The sequence below is a fragment of the Vogesella indigofera genome (assembly GCF_028548395.1).
Classification (GTDB): Bacteria; Pseudomonadota; Gammaproteobacteria; order Burkholderiales; family Chromobacteriaceae; genus Vogesella; species Vogesella indigofera_A.
Genome location: NZ_JAQQLA010000011.1, coordinates 49,768 through 70,918 on the forward strand (window position 1 = coordinate 49,768; position 21,151 = coordinate 70,918).

The following is a 21,151-nucleotide window of genomic DNA, read 5'->3' on the forward strand; positions in this document are numbered from 1 at the left end:
CCTGCGGCCAACCTTGGGCGCGACGGGGTGTCGTTGCATCACTTCTATATTACCCACCCGTATCGCGGCCACTCGTCCCGGGCGGGTTCGTCCCGGTCACACGCCGCAATGGTACAGCGCTCAGGGGTACAGCGCTCAGGCGCGCTGTTTTCTGGCCTGTTTCACCACATACATTTCGCTGTCGGCCAGATGGACGGCGTCGGCGCTGCGCAGTCCGAACGGGGCGAGCGGCACGACACCGACACTGGCCCCGCTGTAGGCGACGCGGTGACCGGCCACCTGGTAGTCGCCGGCTGTCAGAGCCGACAGCCGCTGTTGCAGCGCGCGCGCCGCGCTGGCCGGCTCGCCGGTGGTAATCAGTGCTCCCGGCACGCCGCCACTCGTCCATGCCGGCCCCGGGCCGATGAACAGAAACTCGTCCCCGCCCATCCGCCCCAGCATTTCCGTCGCGCGCAAGCCGGATTGCAGGCGTTGCGCGATCGCCTGCAGGAAGTCGTCGCCGGCCTGGTGGCCGTGGCGGTCGTTGATCTGCTTGAAACCGTCAAGGTCGATCACCCCGACCAGGATGCTGCTGCCGGTGCGCACCGCCTGCGCCAGCAGCCGTTCCAGTTCGTCGAACAGTGCGCGGCGGTTGGGCAGCGCGGTCAGCGGGTCGGTCAGCGCATAGCTGGCCAGTTGGGCGTTGGCGCGCTGCAGGTTTTCCAGCAGCATTTCCCGCTCGATGAAGTTGGCCGCGATGTTGGCAAACAGTTGCAGCAGCGTTTCGGTTTCGGCGCTGATCGTCACCGCGCGGACGCTGGCGGCGCACAAGGTGCCCAGCAGCCCGCCGTCAGCGCTGCGCACCGGTGCGCTGATGTAACTCTTGATGCCGAGCTGGCGCGCCGCGTCGGAATCGCCCCACAACGTACTGACCTGGTTGGTCGACAGGGTGCCGGAGTCCAGTGAGCGCTTGCACAAGGTGTCTTCCCACGGCACGCTCAGCCCTTCCGGGATCTGCATCTCACCACTGTTGCGCGCATAGCGCACATGCTGCAGGCCTAGTCCCAGCTCGATATTGGTGAGGTAGGTGGACTCCATGCCGGTGATGCTGCCCAGCATCTCGAGCACCGGGCGAATCAGCTGATCAATGGTCCGGGCCGTATTCAGGGACAGCGAGAGTTGCGAGAGGATCGGGTCCATGCCGAACAGCCTCAACGAAGTTGCGATTGCTGCGCACTGTAGCGGAACATGCGATTGAAATATAGCGCTCAGGCAAGAACGCTTTGCCGCGCACCCGCCGCGACGCCGGCCATAGCAGCCGTCGTGCGTCAGCGTGTCGGGTCATGTCTCGCCCCGGCGCCGCAATGAACTGGCCGGCCCCGCGTTTTATTGCGCCAGCCCAAGGCCGGCCATCACGCCGTGTGGCACACTGCGGCCAACCTTTGTCATCAAGAAAGCGGGGCTTGTGATGTGGAATGACTATGCCATCGCCCGCGCGTTGCACGTGCTGGCAATCGTGATGTGGGTCGGCGGCGTCGGCTTTGTCACCACGGTGCTGATTCCGGCCATCGGCCGCCGCTTCGCTCCCGACCAGCAGTACGCGATGTTCGAGGACGTCGAGCACCGCTTCGGCGCGCAGGCGCGGCTGTGGGTGCTGCTGGCGCTGGCCAGCGGCGCGTGGATGCTGCACGCCAGCGATGGCTGGGCGCGGCTGCTGGACACCGGCTGGCTGCAGCTGATGCTGGTGGCGTGGCTACCCTTCCTGCTGATGCTGTTCGTGCTGGAGCCGTTCTTCATCCACCGCTGGCTGAAGCGGCGCGCGCAGCGCGACCCGGCCGGCACCCTGCGCCTGCTGCAGCGGCTGCACGTGGTGCTGCTGGCGCTGACGCTGAGCGCACTGCTGGCCGGCGTGGTCGGCGCCCATGGCGGCTGGCGCTTCTGACGCCTTATCGCCTGCCGGCAGCGGCCGCGCGCCGGCTTTGCGTTATGCTAGAAGGATCGTCCTTCCGACCCCGACACCATGCCTGCCGTCCCTTGCCCGCCGCCACTTGACCACTCCCGCCCCGACGGCCGCGCCGCGCGCTGGCTGCTGGCCACGCGCCCGGCCTTCCTGACCCTGACGCTGGGCGGTGTGCTGCTCGGCATCGCAGGCAGTGGCGGCGACGCACTGTGGCAACGTTGGCCGCAAGCGGCGCTGGCGCTGCTGCTGGCCTTGCTGTGTCACGCCGCGGTCAATGTCATCAACGATGTGGCCGACCACGACAACGGCAGCGATGCGGCCAACGTGGCGCGGCAGTTTCCGTTTACCGGCGGCAGCCGCGTGATCCAGAACGCGCTGCTCAGCCGCCGCGACATGGCGCGGCTGGCGCAGGGGCTGTTTGCGCTGGTGATCGGCGGCGGCCTGCTGCTGGTGTGGCTGAGCGGGCCGTGGCTGCTGGCCATCGGCGTGATCGGCGTGCTACTGGGCTGGGGCTACTCGGCGCCGCCGCTGCGGCTGAACAGCCGTGGCTTGGGCGAGCTGTGCGTGCTGCTGTGCTTCACCCTGCTGCCGCTGGGCGCGCAGGTGCTGCTGCGCGGCGCGCCGTCGCTGTCCTTGCTGGCCGCGGCCTTGCCCTACGGCCTGCTGGCCACCGCGCTGCTGTACATCAACCAGTTCCCGGATCGCGACGCCGACGCACTGGCCGGCAAACGCCACTGGGTGGTGCGGCTGGCGCCGCAGCAGGCGCGCTACGGCTACCCGCTGCTGCTGGCGCTGGCCTTGCTGAGCCTGCTGGCGGCGATCGCCGCCGGCCTGCTGCCGCTGCGGGCCGCGCTGCTGTTGCCGCTGTGGGCGTTGCCGGCACGGGCGGCCGTCACGCTGTGGCACAATGCCGCGCAACCGGCGCGACTGCGTCCCGCCCTGATCCAGACCATTGCCGCGGCCAACCTGTATCCGCTGGCGCTGGCCGTCATCCTGTCCTGTTAAGCGCCGCGCTGCGGCCAACCTTTTGAAAGCCCCGAAATGATCGGACGACTCACCGGCACCCTGCTCGAAAAACTGCCACCGCAAATCACCGTCGACGTGAACGGCGTCGGCTACGACGTGGACGTGACCATGACCACCTTCTACCAGCTGCCGGCGCTGGGGCAGAAGACCACGCTGTTCACCCACCTGGTGGTGCGCGAGGACGCCCACCTGCTGTACGGCTTCGGCAGCCGCGACGAGCGCGAAACCTTCCGCCAGCTGATCAAGATCACCGGCGTCGGCGCCAAGATCGCGCTGGCCATCCTGTCCGGCATGACCGCCGACGAGCTGGCGATCGCGGTGGCCAGCGAAGACATCAAGCGCCTGTCCAGCGTGCCCGGCATCGGCAAGAAAACCGCCGAGCGGCTGGTGCTGGAGCTGCGCGGCAAGCTGGCCACCGGCGGCAACCTCACCGTGCCCGGCGGCCTGCCGTTTGCCGCCACGCCGGACGAAAAGAGCGACATCGTGAACGCGCTGCTGGCGCTGGGCTACAACGAAAAAGAGGCCGCCGCGGCCACCAAGGGCTTGCCGGCGGAGGTCACCGTCAGCGACGGCGTACGGCTGGCGCTGAAAAACCTGATGAAAGGCTAAGGTATGGACAAGGTGCTGCTGGTCACCGGTGCCAGTCGTGGCATCGGCGCCGCCACCGCACTGCTGGCGGCGCAGCGCGGCTACGCGGTGGCGGTGAACTACCACCGCAACCAGGCGGCCGCCGAGGCGGTGGTGGCCGCCATTCACGCCGGCGGCGGTCGCGCGGTGGCGATTGCGGCCAACGTGGCCGATGAAATCGACGTGCAGCGCCTGTTCGCCGAGACCGAGCTGGCGCTGGGGCCGCTGACGGCGCTGGTCAACAACGCCGGCGTGCTGGAGCAGCAGATGCGGCTCGATGAAATGAGCGTGGCCCGCTGGCAGCGCATCCTGACCACCAACGTCATCGGCCCGCTGCTGTGCTGCCGCGAGGCGGTAAAGCGGCTGTCCACCCGTCACGGCGGGCAGGGCGGCGCCATCGTCAACGTGTCCTCGGCCGCCGCGCGGTTGGGCTCGGCCGGCGAATACGTGGACTACGCCGCCAGCAAGGGCGCGCTGGACACGCTGACCATCGGGCTGGCGAAGGAAGTAGCCGGCGAGGGCATCCGCGTCAACGCGGTGCGCCCCGGTTTCATCTACACCGACATGCACGCCGACGGCGGCGAGCCGGGCCGCGTCGAGCGCGTCAAAGGCGCGGTACCGCTGCAACGCGGCGGCCAGCCGCAGGAAGTGGCGGAGGCGATCCTGTGGCTGCTGTCCGACGCCGCCTCGTTCACCACCGGCAGTTTCATCGATGTCGCCGGCGGCCGCTGAGCGCGCCGCGGCATCGTCAACAAGGGGAAAACCATGGCCAACGTAGCGGTACTGATCGACGCGGACAACGTGTCGCCGGGCTGGATCGAGGACGTGCTGGAAGAAGCCGGCAAGCTGGGCGTGCTGGCGCTGAAACGGGTATACGGCGACTTCAGCCGTCACGACAAGGCGTGGCGCGACCTGTGCGCGCGCTTTGCCATCCACCCGATCCAGCAGTTCCCGAACACCAAGGGCAAGAACGCGTCCGACATCACGCTGGTGATCGACGCGATGGACATGCTGCACTCCGGCCGCTACCACAGCTTCTGCCTGGTCTCCAGCGACAGCGATTTTTCGCGGCTGGCGACGCGGCTGCGCGAGGACGGGCTGGAGGTGTGGGGCTTCGGCGAGGAGAAGACGCCGTCGGCCTTCGTCAATGCCTGCAGCAAGTTCGTGTACGTGGAAGTGCTGGCGCTGAGCGACGAGGCCAAGGCGGAGGAGAGCGCGGCCAAGGAGGGCGACGGCGCGCGTGGTAGCGGCAAACCGGCGCCGGCGGCGCGGGTGTTGCGGCCGCTGGACAAGAAGCTGCGCGCGCAATTCCAGAAGGGCATCGAGAGCATGGACGACGACGAGGGCTGGGCCGACCTCGGCGGCGTCGGCAGCCTGCTCGGCCAGTGGATGCCGGACTTCGACCCGCGCAACTACGGCTTTGCCAAGCTGTCCGAGCTGGTGCTGAAGTCGGGCTGGTTCGAGGTCCGCAAGGCCAGCAGCGGCCGCGGCGGGGTGTCGATCCGCCTCAAGCCGGGCAATGGCGGCGGGCGCAAGTCGGCCAAGTAAGGCGCTTGCCGCACCATGCCGGCACCAGCCGGGAAAAAACCGCAGCGTGAGGCACGCTGCGGTTTTTGTTTGCGGCCAACGTTGGCCGCAGACCTTTACGGCTGTTCGCGCGCCAGCCATTGCACCAGCTCGGCCACCGTCAGTTGCGGCAGCTGGTGCTGCGCGGCGTAGGCGTCCAGTTCGGCGCCGCGCATCATGCTGCCGTCCGGGTTCATCAGCTCGCACAGCACGCCGGCCGGGCTGAAACCGGCCAGCCGCGCCAGCTCGACGGCGGATTCGGTATGGCCGCGGCGTTCGCGCACGCCGCCGGCTCGGGCGATCAGCGGGTAGACGTGGCCGGGGCGGGCGAGGTCGGCGGGCTGGGCATCCGGCGCGATGGCGGCGCGGATGGTGGTGACGCGGTCGGCGGCGGACACGCCGGTAGTCACGCCCTCGGCGGCCTCGATGCTGACGGTGAAGGCGGTGCCGTAGCGGCTGCCGTTGTCGGCCACCATCGGCGGTAACTGCAGCCGCGCGGCGTGCTCGGGTGTCAGGCACAGGCAGACGATGCCGCTGCAATCGCGGATCAGGCGCGCCATTTCCGGCACCGTCAGTGCGTCGGCGGCCAGGATCAGGTCGGCCTCGTTTTCGCGGTCGTGGTCGTCGGCGACGATCACCGGCTTGCCGGCGCGCAGCGCGTCCAGCGCGGCGTGGAGGCGCAGGGAAAGGATATCGGTGTGGGCATTCATGGATAACGGTCCTCAAATCAGCTAGTGAGAAACACGTCACGGGGCGTGAAGCGGCGAGCCTTGCGGCCAACCTGGGGCGCACGGCGTGCGCGGACAGCACCACCCGCCGCCAGCTGGCGTGCGGGGAATGGCGTCATCTTCTTTCATCCGGACTGTAACCGTCGGCTCTGGCATCGCACCAGATCTGCTGACCTTTTGCCGGGCGGCAAAAGCGCTCGCGGGCTCGGCTGCGCAGGCAGCCATACCGCCGGTGGGGAATTGCACCCCGCCCTGAAGACGTCGCTTGCGGCCAACGTTGGCCGCAAGCGGGGCACAGTATAGCAGTGGTAACATCGGGCGATTGATTCCGAGTGATAGCGACATGATCCAGACCGACAACCTGATAGGCGGCGCGCCGGAGCGCCGCATCGTCACCCAGCAAAGCCTGTCGCAGCAGGAAGAGGCGCTGGAGCGCGCGCTGCGGCCCAAGCAGCTGGACGAGTACGTCGGCCAGAAGAAGGCGCGCGAGCAGCTGGAAATCTTCATCGAGGCGGCGAAGAAACGCGGCGAGGCGCTCGACCACGTGCTGCTGTTCGGCCCGCCGGGCCTGGGCAAGACCACGCTGGCGCACATCGTCGCGCGCGAGATGGGCGTCAACCTGCGCCAGACCTCCGGCCCGGTGCTGGAGCGCGCCGGTGACCTGGCCGCGCTCTTGACCAACCTCGAGCCGCACGACGTGCTGTTCATCGACGAGATCCACCGCCTGAGTCCGGTGGTGGAGGAGATCCTGTACCCGGCGCTGGAGGACTACCAGATCGACATCATGATCGGCGAAGGGCCGGCGGCACGCTCGGTGAAGATCGACCTGCCGCCGTTCACGCTGGTCGGCGCCACCACCCGCGCCGGCATGCTGACCAATCCGCTGCGAGACAGATTCGGGATTGTCGCGCGGCTGGAGTTCTACACCCCGGAGGAGCTGCAGCGCATCGTGGTGCGCTCCGCCGGGCTGCTGAACGTGCCGCTGGCCGATGACGGTGCGTTCGAGGTCGCGCGTCGCTCGCGCGGCACGCCGCGTATCGCCAACCGCTTGCTGCGCCGGGTGCGCGACTATGCCGAGGTGCGCGCCGACGGCACGGTGACGGCGGCGGTGGCCGACGCGGCGCTGGCGATGCTGGACGTCGATCCGGCCGGGCTGGACGTGATGGACCGCAAATTGCTTCAGGCGATCCTGGACAAGTTCGGTGGCGGCCCGGTGGGGCTGGACAACGTCGGCGCCGCCATCGGCGAGTCGACCGACACCATCGAGGACGTGATCGAACCGTTCCTGATCCAGCAGGGCTATCTGCAGCGCACGCCGCGCGGACGGATGGCGACGGCGCTGGCGTATACCCACTTCGGGCTGCCGACCAGGGAGTAAGCGGCGGCAGTGCCGGTTCACGAGCGAAGAGCATGCAGAAAAAGCTGATTATCCGTACCGGCCGCGTCTATGCCGGCTTGCGCGCCGAGCTGGGCGATTTTGACGACTGGATCCGCCGCGAGCTGGGTGCCGATGGCGACAGCTGGCAGGTGGTCGACGTGCAGGCCGGCGAGGCGCTGCCGTCGGTGACGGAGGTGGCCGGGGCGGTGATTACCGGCTCGGCGGCGATGGTCAGCGAGCGCGCACCGTGGAGTGAGGCCACCGCCGGCTGGCTACGCAGCGCGCATGCGGCCAACGTGCCGCTGCTGGGCATCTGCTTCGGGCACCAGTTGCTGGCCTCGGCGCTGGGCGGTGAGGTCGGCTACCACCCGCAGGGGCCGGAGGCCGGCACGGTGACGGTGCACACCACGGCCGCGGCGGCCAGCGACCCCTTGCTGTCGGCGTTGCCGGCGAGCTTTGCCGCCAACGTGATCCACTGGCAGAGCGTGCAGCGCCTACCGCCCGGCGCGGTGTGCCTGGCGCACAATACCTTCGAGCCGCACCACGCCTTCCGCCACGGTTCGGCGTGGGGCGTGCAGTTCCATCCCGAATTCAATGCCGAGGCGATGACGCGTTATCTGGCACAACTGGCGCCGTTGCTGGACAAGGCGCAGCTGTCGCTGCCGGCGCTGCAGCAGAATGTTGCAGCGACACCACATGCGGCGGCTTTATTGCAGCGTTTCGCCACCTTGCTGCCCGGGGCTGCGCAAGGTTGAGCACGCGGCGTACAATGCGCGCCAGATGTTTTATTCGCTCATGATTGCTCAGGGAGTATGCAGGCATGTTTTACGCCATTTTGCTGGTGACACTGGCGGTCGCCTTGGTGACGTCGATACTGGTGGTCCGTTTTTTCAACGAGGCAGTCAAGAAAATCCTGTCGCGCATTGTCGGCGATGATCTGGCCGAGGCCTGGCGCAAGTACATGAGCTTCGCCATCGTGGTGGTCGGCGTCTCCGGCGGCGTGCGCATCTGGGATCTGGAAAAGTTCGTGCCCAACGGCCGCGAATCGGCGCTGGAGCTGAACGGCGTGCGCTGGACCATCCAGATCTACCGCACCGTGATCGACACCCTGTCGCAGATCGCGTGGGTGATGCTGCTGTTCTTCCTGTGCACCATGGTCGCCTACGTGATCATGCGCGCGGTGGAGGCTCGCGCCAGCGAGCGTAACGGCAAGGCACCGGAGTAAGCGCTACGCCGGGCCGCTCAGGCCAGCAAGCAAACAGGGCTGCCGCGGCAGCCCTGTTGTCTTGTGTGCGCCGCTGTTACAGCGCGACCATATTGTCGCGGTGAATCAGCTCCGGCTCGATCAGGTAGCCGAGCACGCCCTCGATGTCGCGGGTGGCCTTGCGCATGATCAGTCGCGCCTCTTCCGAGCTGTAGTTGACCAGCCCGCGCGCCACCTCGGCGCCCTGTTCGTCGACGCAGACCACCGCGTCGCCGCGCAGGAAGCTACCTTCCACCGCGATGACGCCGATCGGCAGCAGGCTGGTGCCTTTGGCGCGTACCGCCAGCGCGGCGCCGGCGTCGAGCACCACCTTGCCGGACAGCTGCAGGTGATCGGCCAGCCACTGCTTGCGTGCGGCCAACCGGGTGGTCGGTGCGTTGAGCTGGGTGCCGATCGCCTCGCCATCGGCCAGCCGCGACAGCACGTTGGCCTCGCGGCCGCAGGCGATCACGGTGGCGGCGCCGCTACGCGCGGCGCGCTTGGCGGCGATGATCTTGGTGTACATGCCGCCGGTGCCGACGCTGGAGCCGGCGCCGCCGGCCATCTCTTCCAGCTTGCTGTCGCCGGCCTCGGCCTCGTGTACGAAGGCGGCGTCAGGGTGCTTGCGCGGGTCGGCGGTGTACAGGCCCTGCTGGTCGGTGAGGATCACCAGACTGTCGGCCTCAATCAGGTTGGTGACCAGTGCGCCGAGGGTGTCGTTGTCGCCGAAGCGGATCTCGTCGGTGACCACGGTGTCGTTCTCGTTGATGATCGGCACCACGTTCAGCGCCAGCAGCGTCGACAGCGTGGTGCGGGCGTTGAGGTAGCGCAGGCGGTCGGACAGGTCTTCGTGGGTGAGCAGCACCTGCGCGGTTTTCAGGCCGTGCTCGCGAAAGGCACTCTCGTAGGCCTGGCACAGCCCCATCTGGCCGACGGCGGCGGCGGCCTGCAGCTCGTGCACCGCCTTCGGCCGCTTGGCCCAGCCCAGGCGCTGGCAGCCTTCGGCGATGGCGCCGCTGGAGACCAGCACCACTTCCTTGCCGCGGCGTTTCAGGTCGGCGATTTCGGCGGCCCAGCGCGCCAGCGCGCTCATGTCCAGACCCTTGCCGTCATTGGTCACCAGGCTGGAGCCTACTTTCACCACGATGCGCGTGGCGCTGTGAATCACCGATTGCATGTCGCCGAACCCCGTCAGAAGCAAAGCCGTCAGTTTACCCGATTCCGCCGCCATGCCGCAGTGCGTCACGGTCTACGGCAGCGCGGTTTCCTGCTGCGCCGACGGTCGGTCGCCGGCCAGCAGTTGCGTCAGCGCCGACAGTGTGGCGTTGACCAGTTGCCGCATGTGGCTCTCCTCGATGATGTAAGGCGGCATGAAGTACACCGTCTTGCCGATCGGGCGCACCAGGCAGCCCTGCTGCAGCATCAGGCGGAAGAAGGCGGGGCCGAAGTCGGCGCGCTGGCAGTCGACGTCGAACGCCCAGATCATGCCGCGCTGGCGGAAGTGGCGCACCGCCGGATGGGCGGCGATCTCCGCCAGGTGGTGGCTGAACAGCGCGGCGGTGGCAAGGTTGGCCGCAATCACCTGTTCGTCCTCGAAGATGTCGAGCACGGTCAGCGCCGCGCGGCAGGCCAGCGCGTTGCCGGTGTAGCTGTGCGAGTGCAAAAAGCCGCGGCTGACGTCGTCGTCGTAGAACGCGGCGTAGATGTCGTCGGTGGTCAACACGCAGGACAGCGGCAGGTAGCCGCCGGTGATGCCCTTCGACAGGCACAGGAAGTCGGCGCGGATCGCCGCTTGTTCGCAGGCGAACAGCGTGCCGGTGCGGCCGAAGCCGACCGCGATTTCGTCGGCGATCAGGTGCACCTGGTACTGGTCGCACAGCCGGCGCGCCTCGGCGAGGTACAGCGGGTCGTACATCACCATGCCGGCGGCGCCCTGTACCAGCGGCTCGATGATGAAGGCGGCCAGCTCGTGGCCGTGCTGTTGCAGCAGGCTCTCCAGCGCGCTAGCGGCGCGGCGCGCGACATCGGCGGCCGTCTCTCCCGGCGCGGCGAGGCGGGCGTCAGGGCTGGGCGCGCGCAGGTTGTGCTGCAGCAGTGGCGCGTAGGTATCGGAGAACAGCGGCACGTCGGTTACCGCCAGCGCGCCGACGGTTTCGCCGTGGTAGCTGTGTTCTAGGCTGAGGAAGCGTCGTTTCTGCGTCTGGCCGTGATTGCGCCAGTAGTGGAAGCTCATCTTCAGCGCGATCTCGGTGGCGCTGGCGCCATCGGAGCCATAGAAGGCGTGGCCGAGGCCGGTGAGTGCAGCCAACCTTTCCGACAGCTCCACCACCGGCTGGTGGGTGAAGCCGGCGAGGATCACGTGCTCTAGGGTGTCGAGCTGTTCCTTCAGCGCCTGCTTGATACGCGGCTGGTTGTGGCCGAACAGGTTGACCCACCACGAGCTGACGCCGTCGATGTAGCGCTTGCCGTCGAAATCCTCTAGCCAGATGCCGTCGGCGCGGGCAATCGGAATAATGGGCAGGGTTTCGTGGCGCTTCATCTGGGTGCAGGGGTGCCACACCGCGGCGCGGCTGCGCGTCAGCCAGTGTTGTGCTTGCGAGTCATGCATGGCGAGTGCTCCGTAAGACAAGGCGGGCATCGTAACATGGCGCCACGCCGCGCAAGAGTGACGAAAATTGTCAGTCGCTTGCCGATTTTGCGCCCCCCGGCGGCGACTGTCCTGGCGGTGATGAGGCCGGAAAGCCTGCCAGCGCGCCATTTTCCGGCTGCTGGGGTCGAGCAGGCACGGGCTGGCGCCGATCTTGCTCTGCTTTGTCAGGAATCAAGCTGCACTGGCTCATCGCCGCGTATCCTCGCCGCGACGGTCTTTATTAAGGCAGCTAGCCGTGGGGTTGCAGTTCCAAGTGACGTAGTAATCAGCTTGCCTCGGCTCTGCGATTGACCGGGGCGGCTTGTGTGCCGATTGGCAACTGCAAGGCCGGCTTGCGGGAACAGGATTTGTTTTTTCGCTGGTAGTTTGCCGTTTTTCATTTTCAAACAGGAGCACTACGCATGAAACGTGCACAACAAGGTTTTACCCTGATCGAACTGATGATCGTGGTTGCGATCATCGGTATTCTGGCCGCGATCGCGATCCCGGCGTACTCCAACTACACCAAGCGTGCGCAGGTTTCGGAAGCGTTCTCGCTGGCGGATGGCATGAAGGTGAAGGTGGCGGAGTCGCAGGGTGAGACAGGCTCTTGCCCAGACATGGCCGCATCGGGGCTTTATGCTGATATTGAAGTGGCATCTGGTACCGCATGCGAGATCGAGGCAACCTTCCATACTCCGGGTGCCCATGTTGATTTGGATACCAAGACAGTAAAACTGATCCCAACATTTGCCTCTAACTCCACAACGTGGTCATGTGAAGCATCGGGTGCTGACGCTGTTGCTGCGGAATACCTGCCGAAATCCTGCCAGTAAGCAGAATTTTTTGATATCCCACCCAGCCCTTGCCCAGCAAGGGCTTTTTAGTTTCGGGAAGCAAATGCGCCGGATCATCACATTGGAACGCTTGGCAATGGCCGCCTTGTTTTTGCTGGTGACCATCCCGTTTCTCAACTGGGTACGCTTTCAGCCGACGGGTGATTACGTCAGCAGTGTTTGCGCGGTGTTGCTGGCGGTGGCAGTGCTGCTGCTGTCGCCGGCAAGAAATCGTGCTGCAGAGTCTGGCGGCGCCTTGCTGTTATTGGCGCTATTGCCATTGTTGACCATTGTCACCGCCCTAGCTTCACCCTATCCCGGCCAAGGGCTGGCGGCCAGCGTGGGTGTGCTGTTATGTCTGGCGCTGGCCCATGCCGTATCCCGTCATCCGCCGCAGCTGGTGCTGACAACGATGGCCTGGGGCCTGTTGCTGGGTGGGCTGGTGCAAGCACTGGTCGGCTTGTTGCAGGTAACACAGTGGGTGCTGGTATTGCAGTGGCCGTGGGTGTTCTACGACAAGGGCAATCCGGCCAATCTGATTGGCCAGCTGGCGCAGCGCAACCATTACGCCAATTACCTGACCCTATCGCTGTTCGCCGGCTGCTACCTGTTTGCCGTCGGCAAGCTGCGCGGCTGGTTGTTGCTGCCGCTGGTGCTGGTTTTCGGCTTGCTTATCAGCTGGTCCGCCTCGCGGCTGGCGATCGGCTATGCCGGCGCCGCCATGGTACTGACCTGGCTTTTCTACTGGCGCAGCAGCCGGCAGGGGGAAACGGGTCGCCTAGCCTTGGCCTTGGCGCTGGCAACGTGCTGGCTGGTGTTCTGCCAGCTGTTCAACAAAGAGCTGGTCGCGCTGCTTTCCTGGCTGGGCCTGCCGCTGGGCAATATCGGCTCTGGCGTCGATCGCATGCTGGCCGGTGGTTTCGGCGCCCGGCGCTGGGTGGAGTGGCAGAAGGCGTGGCAAGTATTCCAGGATCATCCGCTATTCGGTGTCGGGCTGGGCGGCTATGCGGCGCAAAGCGTGCGCCTGGAAGTGGCGATGGGCTTTGCCGGGCAGTGGTCGGAGAGCTGGCTGTTTACGCACAGTCATAACCTGATCCTGCAGTTGCTGGCGGAAACGGGGCTGCTTGGCACCACCGTGGCGGTGACCGGCCTGTGCTGGGCGTTCCTGCCGTTTTTCCGCAAGGAGCAGACCAATGTCCACTCTCTGCTGGTGGTACTGCTGGCGATGGTGCTGCTGCTGCACAGCATGGTCGAGTATCCGCTGTGGTATATGACTTTTCTCAGCCTGTTCGCCGTGTTGCTGGGACTGTCGCCGGCCCGCCGCTACACGCTGGCTATCCGCCTGTCGATGCGCCGCGTGCTGACGTGGGGATTTTGCGCGCTGCTGCTGTGGCAGTCGGTGGCGGGGCTGCAGGCTTACGGCAAGCTGGCGCGCTGGCTCATACCGGGTCCCAATGCGCAGGTGAATGTGATGCGCGCCGAGGAAGTCTGGCACCTTGCCCGCAATCCGCTGTGGACTTATGAGGCCGACATGGTGCTGGCCAACTACCTGATCGTGGACAAGCGCCAGCTGCAGGAGAAGCGCGCGCTGTTCGAGCGACTGACGGCATATCGTCCTCATGCCGGCATGCTGATCAATGTCGCGATTCTGCGGGCGCTGGATGGCGATCATGCCGCTGCCGAGCAGGCGCTACGCTTTGCCATCGCCGCCTATCCGGCCTATACGCCGGGTTTTGCCGCCGAGCTGATGTCGCGCCGTGATCCGGAGCTGCTGCCGCTGCAGGCGATCGCCAATGCGGCATTGCTGGCCAGTCGCAACGGCGGTGCGCAGTCGGCGGCATCCAGCGTGCTGGCTGCGTCACGGCGCTGAACCTTGGGTTTCCGATCTGACAGCCAAAGCGGCGGTGCGGTATGCTTCCGCCTTTGCCGAAACGCGGATTGATGATGTTTGCTTCTCTTGCGCGGCCAAGGTTGGCCGCATTGCTGCTGGCGGCGGTGGCCGTGCTGCCGTTCCTGTCGCCGTTCCACTACCTGCCGCTGCCGCAGTGGTGGGGGGAAATCTCGGCCGTGGTGCTCGCTGCGCTGGCCTGCCTGTGCCTGCCGCACGGCAGCCTGCCACTGCCGCGGGTGGTGCCATGGCTGGCGTTGCTGGCGCTGTTGTGGCTGAGCCAGCCATTATTTGTCGAGTTGCTGTTTCCCGGCCTCAATGCGGCAACGGCGCTGGCCTTTCTCGCGCTGGCACTGCTGGCGCTGGCCGTTGCCCGCTGGCAGGCGCTGAGCGATGCCGAAACGGTGATGACGGTGCTGGCCAAGGGCTTGCTGGTCGGTGCCCTGCTACAGTCGCTGATCGGCCTGGCGCAGCTCACCGGGCTGGCGCCGCTACTGGGTGGCGTGCTGTTCTACGATGGCGCGCATCCGACCTCCAATATTTTCGGCCACATCGGGCAGCGCAACCAGTATGCGCACTACCTGAGCTGGGGGCTGGTGGCGGTCAGCTGGCTGGCGGTGGCGCGGGTGCTGTCGCGTGGCGTGGCCATCGCGGTGCTGCTGTGGCTGGCGCTGTCGATCGCCTTTGCCGGCTCCCGCACCGTGCTGTTGTACGCCGCCGCCTTGCTGTTGCTGGCGCCGGCCTGGTATTGGCACGTGCGCGACGAGGCCAGCAAACGCCTGATGCAGTGGCTGCTGCTGGCGGCCGGCCTGCTCCTGCTGATGCAGTTCGCGTTGCCGCTGGGTGAGTGGCTGTTGCGGCCGCTATTGCATGGCGAGCTGGTGGCCAGCGGGGTCGAGCGGCTGGCGGCCAACTCTGACGGTATGGGGGCGCGCCGGCTGGCGGAGTGGGGCAAGGCGTGGCTGGTGTTCCGCGAAGCGCCGTGGTTCGGTGCCGGCTGGTCGCAGTACGCGTCCCACAGCGTGCGGCTACAGCTGCTGCCGCAGTTTGTCGATAGCGGCGTCAACAGTGGCCTGTTCAGCAGTGCCCACAATCTAGTGTTCCAGCTGCTGGCCGAGGTCGGCCTGATTGGCACCCTGGCGGTGTTGCTGGGTCTGGGCTGGGTGTTGCTGCCGTGGTGCGGCCGGCAGGCGCGGGCGGTGCATCTGCTACCGCTGGCCATGCTGGCCATCTCGCTATTGCACAGCATGCTGGAGTACCCGCTGTGGTACCTGTATTTCCCGGCGGTGCTGGTGATGCTGCTGGCGCTGGCGCCGGTGGCGGAGGGGGGCAAACGCCGCCCGTTCCGGCCGGTACAGTACGGTGCGCTGCTGATGTTGCTGCTGGCCGGGTATGGTAGCTACCGTTACGTCGAGATGCAGGGCCTGTACAACCCGCGCAGCGCGCAGCAACAGCAGCGATTGCAGCAGATCATGCGCAACGAGCCGCTGTTCGCCTTCCACGCGCTGGGGTTGCTGGACGATGTGGTGAAGCCGGGACGCGACAGTCCGCCAGCGCAGCGGCAGTGGATCGCGCTGCTGGCGCAGATGCGGCCGTATCCGGATGTGCTGCGCAAGGAGGCACAATTCCTGGCGCTGGAAGGGCGCACGCAGGAGGCGGCCTACACCATGCGGCTGGCGCTGGCCTCGTTCCCGACCTACGCGCCGTTTTTCCTGCGCGCGCTGTCGCCGGAAGAGGTGGCGTGGCAGCCGCTACGGCAACAGGTGGAGGCGGCGATGTCTAAGCCGTGAACGGAGGCGGCTGGGCAGCAATGAAAAATCCCTGCACATGGCAGGGATTTTTTGTGTCCGACAGGGGCGGGTGGCTCAAGCGTCGATGACCACACCGCTGTGCAGCGCCGTCTTCATCTTGCCCAATGCCTTGGCCTCGATCTGGCGGATGCGCTCGGCGGACACGCCGAATTCGGCGGCAAGATCATGCAGCGTGGCACCGCTGTCGTCGGCCAGCCAGCGCGCCTCGATGATGCGGCGGCTGCGCGGGTCCAGTGTCGACAACGCTTCCAGCAGGCCTTCGCTCTGCAGGCGATCCACCGCGCGGCGCTCCAGTGTCACGGTCGGCTCGTTGTGGGCATCGGCCAGCCAGTCGATCGGGGCGTAGGCGTCATCGTCGTTGTCATCGGCCAGCAGCGACACGTCCTGGCCGCTCATGCGCGTTTCCATTTCGCGCACTTCTTCAGGCTTGACGCCGAGGTCTTCGGCAATGGCGCGTGCTTCGCTGTCGCTGAGCGCGGCAAAGCCCTTCTTCATGCTGCGCAGGTTGAAGAACAGCTTGCGCTGTGGCTTGGTGGTGGCAATACGCACCAGCCGCCAGTTGCGCAGGATGAATTCATGCATCTCGGCCTTGATCCAGTGCACCGCGAACGAGAACAGGCGCACGCCGCGATTCGGCTCGAAGCGCTTGACCGCCTTCATCAGGCCGATGTTGCCTTCCTGGATCAGGTCGGCCTGTGGCAGGCCGTAACCGGCGTAGCCGCGGGCAATGGATACCACCACGCGCAGGTGAGACATCACCAGGCGTTTTGCCGCTTCCAGGTCTTCGTGTTGCTGATGACGCGTGGCAAGCTCGATCTCCTCTTCCTGGGTCAGCATCGGGATGCTGTTAACGGTCTGGATGTATTGTTCCAGGCTGCCGTTGGAAGAAAGTACGGGCAGGGCAAAAGTGGACATGTATTCGCAATCCTCCTAAATGGACCGACTTATCTTAGCACTCGGATTATGAGAGTGCCAGACGCGGGGAGTTCCTGCCAATGGCAAATTTCAATCAGACCGATTGTCTTGCTCTGGCGTCACGCCGGCTGGTTTTTGCGCAGATGATGGTCTGCGGCCAACCTGGCGCCGAGCATGCTCAGCAGCATGGCGCCCAGCAGCACGCCCAGCACCTCCAGCGGTTGCAGGCTGCGCAACTGGGCATCGATGCCGTACAGGCTGGCGAACTCGGCCAGCGCCGGATTGGCCTGGTAGGCCAGCCAGCTGCTCAGGCCCCAGCACAACAGCGCCGACAGCCCGCCCTGCCACGCCGCGTGGTAGAGGAAGGGGCGGCGAATGAAACTGTCGGTGGCGCCGATCAGTTTCGAGACCGCGATTTCTTCCTGTCGTGCCAGGATCTGCATGCGGATGGTGTTGTGGTTGATCAGCACCATCGCCAGCGCAAACACCACCGCCAGCAGCCAGGCGAGCTGGCCGGCGAGGGTAATCATCGCGTGCAGCTTGCGCGCCCAGGCGGCATCGAACTGCGCCAACTCCACCATCGGCAGGCCGGACAGCTCCTTCTGCAGCAGGTCGAGCATCTCCGGCTCCAGCGGCTGCGGGGTGACGATGAAGGCGTGCGGCAGCGGATTGCTGCCGAGGCCGTCGCTGATCGCGTTCAGGCCGCTGCGCTGTTCCAGTTCTTTCAGTGCGGCATCCTTGTGCACGAAGCGGAAGGAGGCGACCCGCGGATGGTGCTTCAGGCTGCTCTCCACCGCGGCCAGGTCGGCCTGTTCGCTGGATAGTTCCATGAACAGCGTGATCTGCGGCGTGGTGTTCAGCTTGGCGGTCCACTGCTGCAGGCTGCTGACGCCGAGATACAGCGACACCGGCAGTGCCAGCGCGATGGCCAGCATCAGCAGGTTGAGCAGGTTGCCGAACGGCTGGCGCAGGATCTTCAGCAGTGCGCTGCGGGCGCTCTGCGCGTGCAGGTACAGGTAGTGTTTCATGCGGCGAATTGTCCTTCACGAAGCCGGATGATGCGGCGGCCGTAGTCTTCCATCAGTGTTTCGTCGTGGGCCGAGATCAGCACCGTGACGCCGACCTGGTGGAAGGACTTGAACAGCTCCATGATGTCCAGCGCGTAGGCGCGGTCGAGGTTGGCCGACGGCTCATCGGCCAGCAGGATGCTGGGGCGGTGCACCACGGCGCGGGCAATGCACAGCCGCTGCTGTTCGCCGCCGGATAGGCGGATCGGCATCACCTTTTCCTTGCCAGCGAGGCCGACCTTGTCCAGCGCCGCACGTACACGGCGCTGCGCATCGCGGCGGTCGAAACCGATGATGTCCAGCGGCAGCATCACGTTGTCGAATACCGGGCGGTCGAACAGGATCTTGTGATCCTGGAACACCACGCCGATGTGCTGGCGGACATACGGCAACTGGCTAGCGCGCAGCTTGCTCAGATTCTGGTTGTTGACCAGCACATTGCCGCTGGTGGCGCGCTCGATTCCGGAAACCAGCTTCAGCAGCGTGCTTTTGCCTGCGCCGGAGTGACCGGCGAGGAATACCATCTCGCCGCTTTCCACGGTGAAGGACAGGTTGCGCAGCGCCTCGTGTCCGCCGGGGTAGCGCTTGGTGACTTGGTCAAATCGGATCATCGGCAATCATTCCGCACTAAAGGTTGGCCGCAAGTACTGTGACCGCAAGTGGATCAGGCCGCTCAGTCGAACAGCGCGTCGACAAAGTCGCGGGTCGAGAACGGACGCAGGTCGTCGATGCCTTCGCCGACGCCGATGAAGCGCAGCGGCACCGGGTGCTGCTTGGCGATGCCGGCGATGACGCCACCCTTGGCGGTGCCGTCCAGCTTGGTGAGGATCAGGCCGGTGAGACCCAGTGCCTCATCGAAGGCCACCACCTGGTTGATCGCGTTCTGGCCGATATTGGCGTCCAGCACCAGTACCACTTCGTGCGGGGCGTCCGGAATCGCCTTCTGGATCACGCGCTTCACCTTCTTGATTTCTTCCATCAGGTGTAATTGCGTCGGCAGGCGGCCGGCGGTGTCGGCAATGACGATGTCGATGCCGCGGGCCATGGCGGCCTGCATCGCGTCGTAGCAGACGGCGGCAGCGTCGCCACTTTGCTGTGCGATCACGGTGACGTTGTTGCGTTCGCCCCAGGCGATCAGCTGTTCGCGGGCGGCGGCACGGAAGGTGTCACCGGCGGCGAGCAGTACCGACTTGCCCTGGCTCTGGAAATACTTGGCCAGCTTGCCGATCGAGGTAGTCTTGCCGGCACCGTTGACGCCAGCGAGCATGATCACGTAAGGCTTCTTGCCGTGCGTCTGCAGTGGCTGTTCCAGCGGCTGGATCAGCTCGACCAGCGCCTCCTTCAGCGCGCCTTTCAGCTCGCTGGCGTCCTTGAGTCCCTTCAGCGACACCCGCTCGCGCACGTCGCGCAGCAGGTGGCTGGTGGCATCCATGCCCATGTCCGACGTCAGCAGCACCGCTTCCAGCTCTTCGTACAGCTCGTCGTCGATCTTGCCGCCACCGAACAGGCCGGCCAGCTGTTTGCCCAGCTTGTCGCGGGTCTTGGCGAGGCCGGATTTCAGCCGTTCGGTCCAGCTCGGTTTCGCCTGCGTCACGCTGCTGGCCGGAGTAGGGGCCGGCGCCGCGACAACTGACGGTACCGTTTCTGCTGCGGCAGGTACCGGCTCAACGCTTGGGGCGGGAGCGATGACGGTGTCCGCTACGGGCGCAACAGGGGCTGCCGGCGGGGTCGGGGTGGTGTCGGGAACGGGTTTTTTCTTGAAAAAGCTGAACATGCGAAATGGCTGAGTCGAAGTAAGTGATTAGCGCTGGATTGTACCGGCAAAAGCCGGGACGGGGTCAAACCTGAGTATAAAGCGCGACATGGCGTTAACAGATTGATTCACGACAGAAGTTCTGCGGCGGTAAATGGAGTAAAATCTCGCCCTTCTTTCAAGGCAGGGCATGGCATGGCGCAGCAACGCAACAGGGTGCGGATCATTGCCGGCAAATATCGCCGGCGCCTGCTCCCTTTCCCGGATGTTGACGGCTTGCGGCCAACCCCGGACCGGGTGCGGGAAACGGTGTTCAACTGGTTGGCCGACCGCGTCGAAAACGCCGATTGTCTCGATCTGTTCGCCGGTAGCGGGGCGATGGGCTTCGAGGCTGCGTCGCGCGGTGCGCGCAAGGTGGTGCTGGTCGAGAAAAGCCGCACGGCGCTGCAGTGTCTGCGCGACAGCAAGACCTTGCTGGCGGCGACCGAGGTGCAACTGCATTCCGGTGCTGCGGAAGACTACCTGGCGCGCAGCGCGGAGCGCTTCGACCTGATCTTCCTCGACCCGCCGTATGCGCTGACCCTGTTGCCGGTATTGCTGCCCAAGGTTGGCCGCATGTTGAAGGCGGGCGGATGCATATATATAGAATCGGATCGGCCGGAGCAGTTTGCCGGCTGGCGGGTACTGAAAGAGGGCAAGGCGGGGGCGGTGCGCTTTGCGTTGCTGGTCGCTGAGTCGAGCGAATAAACATATAACGGCATGGGCTTGCGATGGTGTGCCGGCGGTGCCAGAATTCACTAGTGAAATACCTGAGGAAATTACTATGTCTTTGATCATTACTGACGAATGCATCAATTGCGATGTCTGTGAGCCGGAGTGCCCGAACAACGCCATTTCGCAAGGTGAAGAGATCTACGAAATCGATCCTAACCTGTGTACCCAGTGTGTCGGTCACTATGACGAGCCGCAGTGTCAGCAAGTCTGTCCGGTGGACTGCATTCCGCTGGATGCCTCCAATCCGGAGACGCATGACCAGCTGTACCAGAAATACCTGGTAATCACCGCCAAGGCCTGATTGCGCTAAGCCGTTGATTTGTGAAGCAGCCGTCACCGAGTGTGGCGGCTGTTTGCATTTTGGCTGCAAAAAATCCGAAAAATCACGGAAAAGCTGTTGACGATCGCCGGAGCTGTCTATAATATTCGGGCTTCTTCACGGGGGGATTCCCGAGCGGTCAAAGGGATCAGACTGTAAATCTGACGGCTCAGCCTTCGAAGGTTCGAATCCTTCTCCCCCCACCAAAGTTACCAGCATCTTGGCGGCGAAAGCAGTTAGAGTTGGCCGGGATCGTAAGGCGGGTGTAGCTCAATGGTAGAGCAGAAGCCTTCCAAGCTTACGACGAGGGTTCGATTCCCTTCACCCGCTCCAAGTGCGATAGTTGTAAAGTTTTTTGGCCCATGTAGCTCAGGGGTAGAGCACTCCCTTGGTAAGGGAGAGGTCGGCAGTTCAATTCTGCCCATGGGCACCAAACTCATTTTATTGTATTCAGGGAATTTGCCATGGCTAAGGAAAAGTTTGCGCGGACCAAGCCGCACGTAAACGTTGGTACCATCGGTCACGTGGACCATGGTAAAACCACTCTGACTGCAGCGATCACCACTATTCTGTCGAAGAAATTCGGTGGCGAAGCGAAAGATTACTCGCAGATCGACAGCGCGCCAGAAGAAAAAGCACGTGGTATCACCAT

General features: G+C 65.2%; 22 protein-coding genes, 3 tRNA genes and 1 riboswitch. Of the genes, 17 read left to right on the forward strand and 8 right to left on the reverse strand.

The window, feature by feature from the left end:
* Positions 1–135: 135 nt before the first annotated feature.
* Entirely contained in the window at positions 136–1,179 is a 1,044-nt protein-coding gene (locus PQU89_RS15575; RefSeq protein ID WP_272766614.1) for a sensor domain-containing diguanylate cyclase, read from the reverse strand.
* Between the two features lie 268 nt (positions 1,180–1,447).
* Between PQU89_RS15575 and PQU89_RS15580 the strand changes: the two genes are divergently transcribed.
* The 5 genes from PQU89_RS15580 (at position 1,448) to PQU89_RS15600 (ending at position 5,140) form a co-directional block, all read left to right on the forward strand.
* A complete protein-coding gene (locus PQU89_RS15580) occupies positions 1,448–1,921 on the forward strand; it encodes a hypothetical protein (RefSeq protein ID WP_272766615.1) in 474 nt (157 codons plus the stop codon).
* Positions 1,922–1,999: 78 nt separating this feature from the next.
* Entirely contained in the window at positions 2,000–2,944 is a 945-nt protein-coding gene (locus PQU89_RS15585) for a prenyltransferase (RefSeq protein WP_272766616.1), read from the forward strand.
* Positions 2,945–2,980: 36 nt separating this feature from the next.
* Positions 2,981–3,574: a Holliday junction branch migration protein RuvA gene (ruvA, locus tag PQU89_RS15590; RefSeq protein ID WP_272758467.1), complete on the forward strand. Its 594-nt coding sequence runs from the start codon at positions 2,981–2,983 to the stop codon at positions 3,572–3,574.
* 3 nt (positions 3,575–3,577) lie between these two features.
* On the forward strand, positions 3,578–4,324 hold the full coding sequence (locus tag PQU89_RS15595; protein WP_272766617.1) for an SDR family oxidoreductase: 747 nt from the start codon (positions 3,578–3,580) through the stop codon (positions 4,322–4,324).
* Between the two features lie 33 nt (positions 4,325–4,357).
* Positions 4,358–5,140, forward strand: coding sequence for an NYN domain-containing protein (locus PQU89_RS15600; protein ID WP_272766618.1), 783 nt, complete (start codon positions 4,358–4,360; stop codon positions 5,138–5,140).
* A gap of 95 nt (positions 5,141–5,235) precedes the next feature.
* Here the strand turns inward: PQU89_RS15600 and ribB are convergent, their stop codons facing one another.
* The gene (ribB, locus tag PQU89_RS15605) at positions 5,236–5,868 is read right to left on the reverse strand and encodes a 3,4-dihydroxy-2-butanone-4-phosphate synthase (protein ID WP_272766619.1); all 633 of its coding nucleotides are present in this window, start codon (positions 5,866–5,868) and stop codon (positions 5,236–5,238) included.
* 131 nt (positions 5,869–5,999) lie between these two features.
* Positions 6,000–6,150: riboswitch (FMN riboswitch) on the reverse strand.
* 79 nt (positions 6,151–6,229) lie between these two features.
* On the opposite strand from ribB, the gene ruvB reads away from it, so the two are divergent.
* The 3 genes from ruvB (at position 6,230) to PQU89_RS15620 (ending at position 8,489) form a co-directional block, all read left to right on the forward strand.
* Positions 6,230–7,264: a Holliday junction branch migration DNA helicase RuvB gene (ruvB, locus tag PQU89_RS15610; protein ID WP_047968029.1), complete on the forward strand. Its 1,035-nt coding sequence runs from the start codon at positions 6,230–6,232 to the stop codon at positions 7,262–7,264.
* A gap of 32 nt (positions 7,265–7,296) precedes the next feature.
* Entirely contained in the window at positions 7,297–8,019 is a 723-nt protein-coding gene (locus PQU89_RS15615) for a glutamine amidotransferase (RefSeq protein ID WP_272766620.1), read from the forward strand.
* A gap of 65 nt (positions 8,020–8,084) precedes the next feature.
* A complete protein-coding gene (locus PQU89_RS15620; protein WP_272758461.1) occupies positions 8,085–8,489 on the forward strand; it encodes a hypothetical protein in 405 nt (134 codons plus the stop codon).
* A 76-nt stretch (positions 8,490–8,565) separates the two neighbouring features.
* Here PQU89_RS15620 and proB read toward each other — a convergent pair whose 3' ends face one another.
* Positions 8,566–9,684 carry a glutamate 5-kinase gene (gene proB / locus PQU89_RS15625; RefSeq protein ID WP_272758460.1) on the reverse strand — a complete coding sequence of 373 codons (1,119 nt, stop codon included), beginning with the start codon at positions 9,682–9,684 and terminating at the stop codon, positions 8,566–8,568.
* Between the two features lie 72 nt (positions 9,685–9,756).
* A complete protein-coding gene (locus PQU89_RS15630) occupies positions 9,757–11,115 on the reverse strand; it encodes an adenosylmethionine--8-amino-7-oxononanoate transaminase (protein ID WP_272766621.1) in 1,359 nt (452 codons plus the stop codon).
* 443 nt (positions 11,116–11,558) lie between these two features.
* Here PQU89_RS15630 and PQU89_RS15635 point away from each other — a divergent pair, with 443 nt between their 5' ends.
* The 3 genes from PQU89_RS15635 (at position 11,559) to PQU89_RS15645 (ending at position 15,650) form a co-directional block, all read left to right on the forward strand.
* The gene (locus tag PQU89_RS15635) at positions 11,559–11,972 is read left to right on the forward strand and encodes a pilin (RefSeq protein ID WP_272766622.1); all 414 of its coding nucleotides are present in this window, start codon (positions 11,559–11,561) and stop codon (positions 11,970–11,972) included.
* Positions 11,973–12,069: 97 nt separating this feature from the next.
* Positions 12,070–13,842 (forward strand): PglL family O-oligosaccharyltransferase, encoded by a 1,773-nt coding sequence (locus PQU89_RS15640; protein ID WP_272766623.1) that lies wholly within the window; start codon positions 12,070–12,072, stop codon positions 13,840–13,842.
* 74 nt (positions 13,843–13,916) lie between these two features.
* Positions 13,917–15,650 carry a PglL family O-oligosaccharyltransferase gene (locus PQU89_RS15645; RefSeq protein ID WP_272766624.1) on the forward strand — a complete coding sequence of 578 codons (1,734 nt, stop codon included), beginning with the start codon at positions 13,917–13,919 and terminating at the stop codon, positions 15,648–15,650.
* A gap of 75 nt (positions 15,651–15,725) precedes the next feature.
* On the opposite strand, the gene rpoH is transcribed toward PQU89_RS15645, so the two are convergent.
* From rpoH to ftsY, 4 genes are all read right to left on the reverse strand, one after another.
* Entirely contained in the window at positions 15,726–16,586 is an 861-nt protein-coding gene (gene rpoH / locus PQU89_RS15650; protein ID WP_272758455.1) for an RNA polymerase sigma factor RpoH, read from the reverse strand.
* A 119-nt stretch (positions 16,587–16,705) separates the two neighbouring features.
* Positions 16,706–17,614 (reverse strand): permease-like cell division protein FtsX, encoded by a 909-nt coding sequence (ftsX, locus tag PQU89_RS15655; RefSeq protein ID WP_272766625.1) that lies wholly within the window; start codon positions 17,612–17,614, stop codon positions 16,706–16,708.
* Entirely contained in the window at positions 17,611–18,264 is a 654-nt protein-coding gene (gene ftsE, locus PQU89_RS15660) for a cell division ATP-binding protein FtsE (protein ID WP_272758453.1), read from the reverse strand. The genes ftsX and ftsE overlap by 4 nt, the downstream gene beginning before the upstream one ends.
* 62 nt (positions 18,265–18,326) lie before the next feature.
* The gene (gene ftsY / locus PQU89_RS15665) at positions 18,327–19,427 is read right to left on the reverse strand and encodes a signal recognition particle-docking protein FtsY (protein WP_272766626.1); all 1,101 of its coding nucleotides are present in this window, start codon (positions 19,425–19,427) and stop codon (positions 18,327–18,329) included.
* A gap of 174 nt (positions 19,428–19,601) precedes the next feature.
* On the opposite strand from ftsY, the gene rsmD reads away from it, so the two are divergent.
* From rsmD to PQU89_RS15695, 6 genes are all read left to right on the forward strand, one after another.
* Positions 19,602–20,153: a 16S rRNA (guanine(966)-N(2))-methyltransferase RsmD gene (gene rsmD / locus PQU89_RS15670; protein ID WP_272766627.1), complete on the forward strand. Its 552-nt coding sequence runs from the start codon at positions 19,602–19,604 to the stop codon at positions 20,151–20,153.
* Positions 20,154–20,229: 76 nt separating this feature from the next.
* On the forward strand, positions 20,230–20,481 hold the full coding sequence (locus tag PQU89_RS15675) for a YfhL family 4Fe-4S dicluster ferredoxin (RefSeq protein ID WP_047968017.1): 252 nt from the start codon (positions 20,230–20,232) through the stop codon (positions 20,479–20,481).
* A gap of 139 nt (positions 20,482–20,620) precedes the next feature.
* Positions 20,621–20,705, forward strand: a tRNA-Tyr gene (locus PQU89_RS15680).
* 53 nt (positions 20,706–20,758) lie between these two features.
* Positions 20,759–20,832, forward strand: a tRNA-Gly gene (locus PQU89_RS15685).
* A 25-nt stretch (positions 20,833–20,857) separates the two neighbouring features.
* Positions 20,858–20,932 (forward strand) — tRNA-Thr (locus tag PQU89_RS15690).
* A 31-nt stretch (positions 20,933–20,963) separates the two neighbouring features.
* Positions 20,964–21,151: GTP-binding protein (locus tag PQU89_RS15695; protein WP_272766628.1), on the forward strand; the 188-nt coding region annotated here is incomplete at its 3' end.